At 38.8% G+C, this 4,438-nt stretch carries 5 protein-coding genes; all 5 read left to right on the top strand.

What is annotated here, in order from left to right; all coding sequences use genetic code 11:
* A partial coding sequence (locus tag Q0212_RS08010; protein WP_297924312.1) for a PriCT-2 domain-containing protein occupies positions 1–2,205 on the top strand: 2,205 nt, incomplete at its 5' end.
* A gap of 685 nt (positions 2,206–2,890) precedes the next feature.
* On the top strand, positions 2,891–3,262 hold the full coding sequence (locus Q0212_RS08015) for a hypothetical protein (RefSeq protein ID WP_297924314.1): 372 nt from the start codon (positions 2,891–2,893) through the stop codon (positions 3,260–3,262).
* Positions 3,263–3,868 carry a hypothetical protein gene (locus Q0212_RS08020; RefSeq protein WP_297924316.1) on the top strand — a complete coding sequence of 202 codons (606 nt, stop codon included), beginning with the start codon at positions 3,263–3,265 and terminating at the stop codon, positions 3,866–3,868. It abuts the gene before it with no gap.
* The gene (locus tag Q0212_RS08025) at positions 3,856–4,077 is read left to right on the top strand and encodes a hypothetical protein (protein WP_297924318.1); all 222 of its coding nucleotides are present in this window, start codon (positions 3,856–3,858) and stop codon (positions 4,075–4,077) included. Before Q0212_RS08020 ends, Q0212_RS08025 begins: the two co-directional genes overlap by 13 nt.
* On the top strand, positions 4,074–4,310 hold the full coding sequence (locus tag Q0212_RS08030) for a hypothetical protein (RefSeq protein ID WP_297924320.1): 237 nt from the start codon (positions 4,074–4,076) through the stop codon (positions 4,308–4,310). The genes Q0212_RS08025 and Q0212_RS08030 overlap by 4 nt, the downstream gene beginning before the upstream one ends.
* Positions 4,311–4,438 lie beyond the last annotated feature (128 nt).

Below are 4,438 nucleotides of genomic sequence, written 5' to 3' on the forward strand. Positions count from 1 at the left end.
GATGAGCAAATAGAGTGTTTTGGCGAGTTAGGCCATTTTAACACTGGTTTTGGCGTACTTGTTAAAGAGTTTTTAGTAGTTGATGTTGACGCTAGAAATGGCGGTATTGCATCGTTTAAGCAGCTATGTAAAGACATACCAAGCGTTTTAGATTGTAGTTTTGTGGTCAATACGGGGAGCGGTGGCGGTAGTCAGCATTACTATTTTAAGCTCAAAGATGAGGACAAAATAAAAGGATTGATGCAAAAACATAATAAATATGTTGGCATTGATTTTAAGTCTAGCGGCTATGTAGTTGGTAGCGGCTCATTGCACGAAAGCGGTGCAAATTATGAGACGGTCAAGGGTTATCCACAAGAAACGGACTTTGCACCTCCTGAATTGATTGCATTATTAGAACGCCAAAACATCTATCGTGTTAGCAACAATGGCCAAGACTTAGACATTGATGAGCAGCATATTGTTACGCTGCTTGGCTTTGTTGACCCTGATTGTGATTATAGCCAGTGGGTAAGTATTGGCATGGCCATTCATCATTGCCTAAACGGTGGCGGCTTTGAGATTTGGGACGCATGGAGCAGCAAGGGCGCGAAGTATTGCGGCTATGGCAAAATACAAAAACACTGGCATTCATTCGGTAAAACGGCCAACCCTGTGGGCTATGGCACGTTATTACATTATGCAAATGAGGGAGGCTATTGTGAGCCTGTGACGTTTGTTTATGATGGTTCGCTCGGTTCTGTCGATGATTTAGATTGTAGTAATGACTTAAATACTAATCTTGACAGTGTAAAGAATGACAAAGAGCCAAAAGTAAAAAGCGTTTTAGACGAGCCAGTAGATTTAAAACGGCCTCCCGATTTTGTCGGCTCTTTGACCGAGTGGATAAATAGCCAATGCCTTTATCCACGCGAAAATCTAGCGGTTGCGTGTGCATTAACTGCCGTTAGCAGTTTAGCAGGTATGAGATACACTGACGAATTAGACGGCATCACACCTAACCTTTTATCTTTTTGTGTAGCAGGTAGCGGCACAGGTAAAGAACAAATAATGCAATGCTATTTAAACATTGCAAAGGCGGCAGGTGTGCAAGCTGCGATTCATGGCGGCTTTAAGTCCGAACAAGAAGTCATGCGTAATTTAATCCGCCATCAAGCCGCTTTTTATTGTATTGATGAATTAGGCTTGGTACTGAATAAACTAGCCAACGCGGGTAAAAAAGGCGGGGCATCGTATCTTGAGGGTGTGGTCGGTGCGTTAATGAGTATTTACTCTAAAGCGAATGGCTATCTACCAATCACGGGCGATTTGAAAGAAGAATTAAAAGCAAAACTCATCGGAGAGTACGCACAGATTGAAAAGAAGCTCGAAAAGTTACCCGAAGACACGTCAGCCGACAATCAGCGACAACAGCTAGAAGAAGTCAAAGACGCAATCATGGCGGCTATAAGTAATGTTGATAACGGATTAGAGAATCCATATCTAACCATGATTGGCTTTACCACGCCAGTCACGTTTAACGAGCTTATGACTTTTGAAATGGCGACCAATGGATTTATGGCGCGTTCTATGATTTTTACGGATTTAGAGACTAATCCAAAACGCAAAACAGGCTTTAAAAAACAGCCCATGCCTGAGTATTTAGCCAACGCTCTTCGCAACTTGTACGCACACGGTCACTATGACGTTTTAGAGCGCACATGTGCGCGTATTGAGCAATTGGGCGATAAGACTACACTACCAACAAATAAAGCCGCTATAGAGCTTTTAAATGAGGTTTACGAGCGTTTTTATAATCTTGCTGAGTTCCATAAAGCAACCACAGGGCTAGAGGCAATCGCTAGACGCGGTTATGAGCTTGCATCAAAGATAAGTTTGATTTGTGCCATGCCTAGCGGTTTGCGTACAGTTGACCATGTTAAATACGGTTATGCACTCGCACTGGCAGACGTAGAGCGCAAAATTAAGCTATCGTATAGCGAGGACAACAAAAAGAGCGGCGATGGTTTGGCGGCTAAGGTTTTGAGCGTGATTGACAAAGAAAACGGCGAGACATTGGGCGTTATCTGTAATCGTTTACGCGGAACACCAAAGGCGCAGGTTGAGGCATTGCTAGATGATATGGTTGCCAAAGGGATGTTAAATGTTATTGAAAAAATAAAAAGCAGCAACAAAAAACCATATAAGGTTTTTTATGTTCAATGATTTTTAATAATCTTCAATAACGTCACAACATTTTTGTAACATCATGTAATCAAGAAAAAGGGCTATTTTTTAGCCTTTTTTCTTGCCTGTATTTTTTTAAAATCCAAAAAAACACCAAATTGATTATAAAACATACCGCTAAATAATCTAAATAGTAGCTAAATAGCAGCTAAATAGTAGTTAAAACTCTTTTAAAATCAATAACTTACGCGCTAAATAGCTAAATAGTAGCATCTAAGATATTTATATATATAAATATCTAAACAAATACCCCTATATATACTTTTTCTTTTTACATTCTATTTACAATACTACTCTTGACATATACCTATATATATGTTATAATTATATATACTAAAGGTCTTATTAGGGTTTAGCCTATTCTAAAATTAGATAGGCTTTTTTTATGCCTAAAAATACCTGTTTTTTAGTATCTTAAAGCTATTTAGCTATTTAGCTATTTTGCCCCTCTAGCCATTGATAAATATAGGTCCGCTAAATAGTAAGCCTTACTATTTAGCACTATTTAGCGAAATAATAACCTAAAGCCGTAGATTGGCCCAAACTAACAGCGACAAACTAACGATAAATACGTAAACTAATTTTGCGGCTTAGGAGGCATCCGAACAACAGCTAGTCACTGTTTGCCGCACTCTTTTCGACTGCCTAGACTAAAGGTGCAAAAATGCCTACAAAACAATATGCTGTTTTTTTACAGCAAAACCCAAACATGACCCAAGAGTACGCAATGGACGTACTAAAAAAAACTAAGCCACAGTTAAAGCGTATTGAACGTGTGGCAGGGGTTAAACTAAAAAAATGCACTCTGTATAACGCTGACAAAATCAATGATTTAGATATTGTTATCGTGTGGTGTGCGCTAAACGCGACAAAACCAACATTAAAAAAAGTTATTTATTTTATTCGGCAACAGTTGGGAATAGAGCTAAGTCATTACAAACTGAAGCAAAAACTCGCAAAATTTGAGTTGTTGATTGAAAACATTAAAGACCAACAACAACACTACATCAACAAGTTTGAAAGCGAGTATTTATAAATGAATAGAACATGGACAGACGATGAAGAGCAATATTTAATTGCTAATTATGCAAATACTAGCAATATCGAATTAGCAAAAATGCTTGGAAAAAAAGACGCTAATGCTATCGGTGCAAAAGCATTTCATCTCAAGTTGAGAAAATCAGGACAGTTTTTGAGAGAATCTTGCAAAGCAAGAACAAAAGGCCAATTTAAAAAAGGATTGATACCGCACAACAAAGGGAAAAAACTATCGCAGGAAACAAAAGAAAAACTCAAGCCAACAATGTTTAAACGCGGAAACAGGCCGCACAATGCACAGCCAGTTGGCACGGAAACTAAAGAGGAAGATGGTTATGTGTGGGTAAAAATTGCAGAGCCTAGCGCGTGGAAATTAAAACATCACATTGCTTATGGTGAGCCAGTACCAACAAGCCATAAGTTAATTTTTATTGATGGTAATAAATACAATTTTGAGCGCGAAAACTTAAAATTGATTAGTGATGCTGATTTGATGCGTTTAAATACTATGAACAGATTTCCACCCGATTTGGTGCGGGTTATTAAGACAATAAACAAATTACAACGTAAAATCAAAAACGGAGCTGAATCATGCGTGATATAAACTATTTGAGAGAGTCATTGTTAAACGCGATGGACTTACTCGCTGAGGATAAAATCAGCGTGGACAGAGCTAAGGCTATTTGTGACATCGGTCAAGTGCTTGTTAATAGCGCAAAAGTCGAGGTTGACATGATGAAGCACACAGACGCGGATGGAAGCGGATTTATGCGTAATTACAACGTCAAACAAATGATGAGTGATAAACAATGAATCATGAACATTATTTTAAAGATGTTTCTAGTTTAAAACACATAGATGTTTATCGAGTTTTAGACTTGTTTGGCGTGTCAAATCCCTGCGTACAACACGCTGTTAAAAAATTGTTATGCAGTGGTCAGCGTGGTGTAAAAGACGAGCGTAGAGACGTGGAGGAAGCTGTATCATCGCTTGTTAGATACTTAGAAATGCAGACGGAGGATGAAAATGCTAAAGCCAAGCAATAATTTTGTGCTTTATGACGCGCAAACTTACGAAAAAGACGGGTTCATTAAGGTTTCGGGAAGGGTTCGCAAATTGGCACTAAAGCCGCGTTTTTGGCAAGTATCAGCCACGGCTATTACACAAGACCCAA

This window comes from uncultured Agitococcus sp. (genome assembly GCF_937920075.1).
Taxonomy (GTDB): Bacteria; Pseudomonadota; Gammaproteobacteria; order Pseudomonadales; family Moraxellaceae; genus Agitococcus.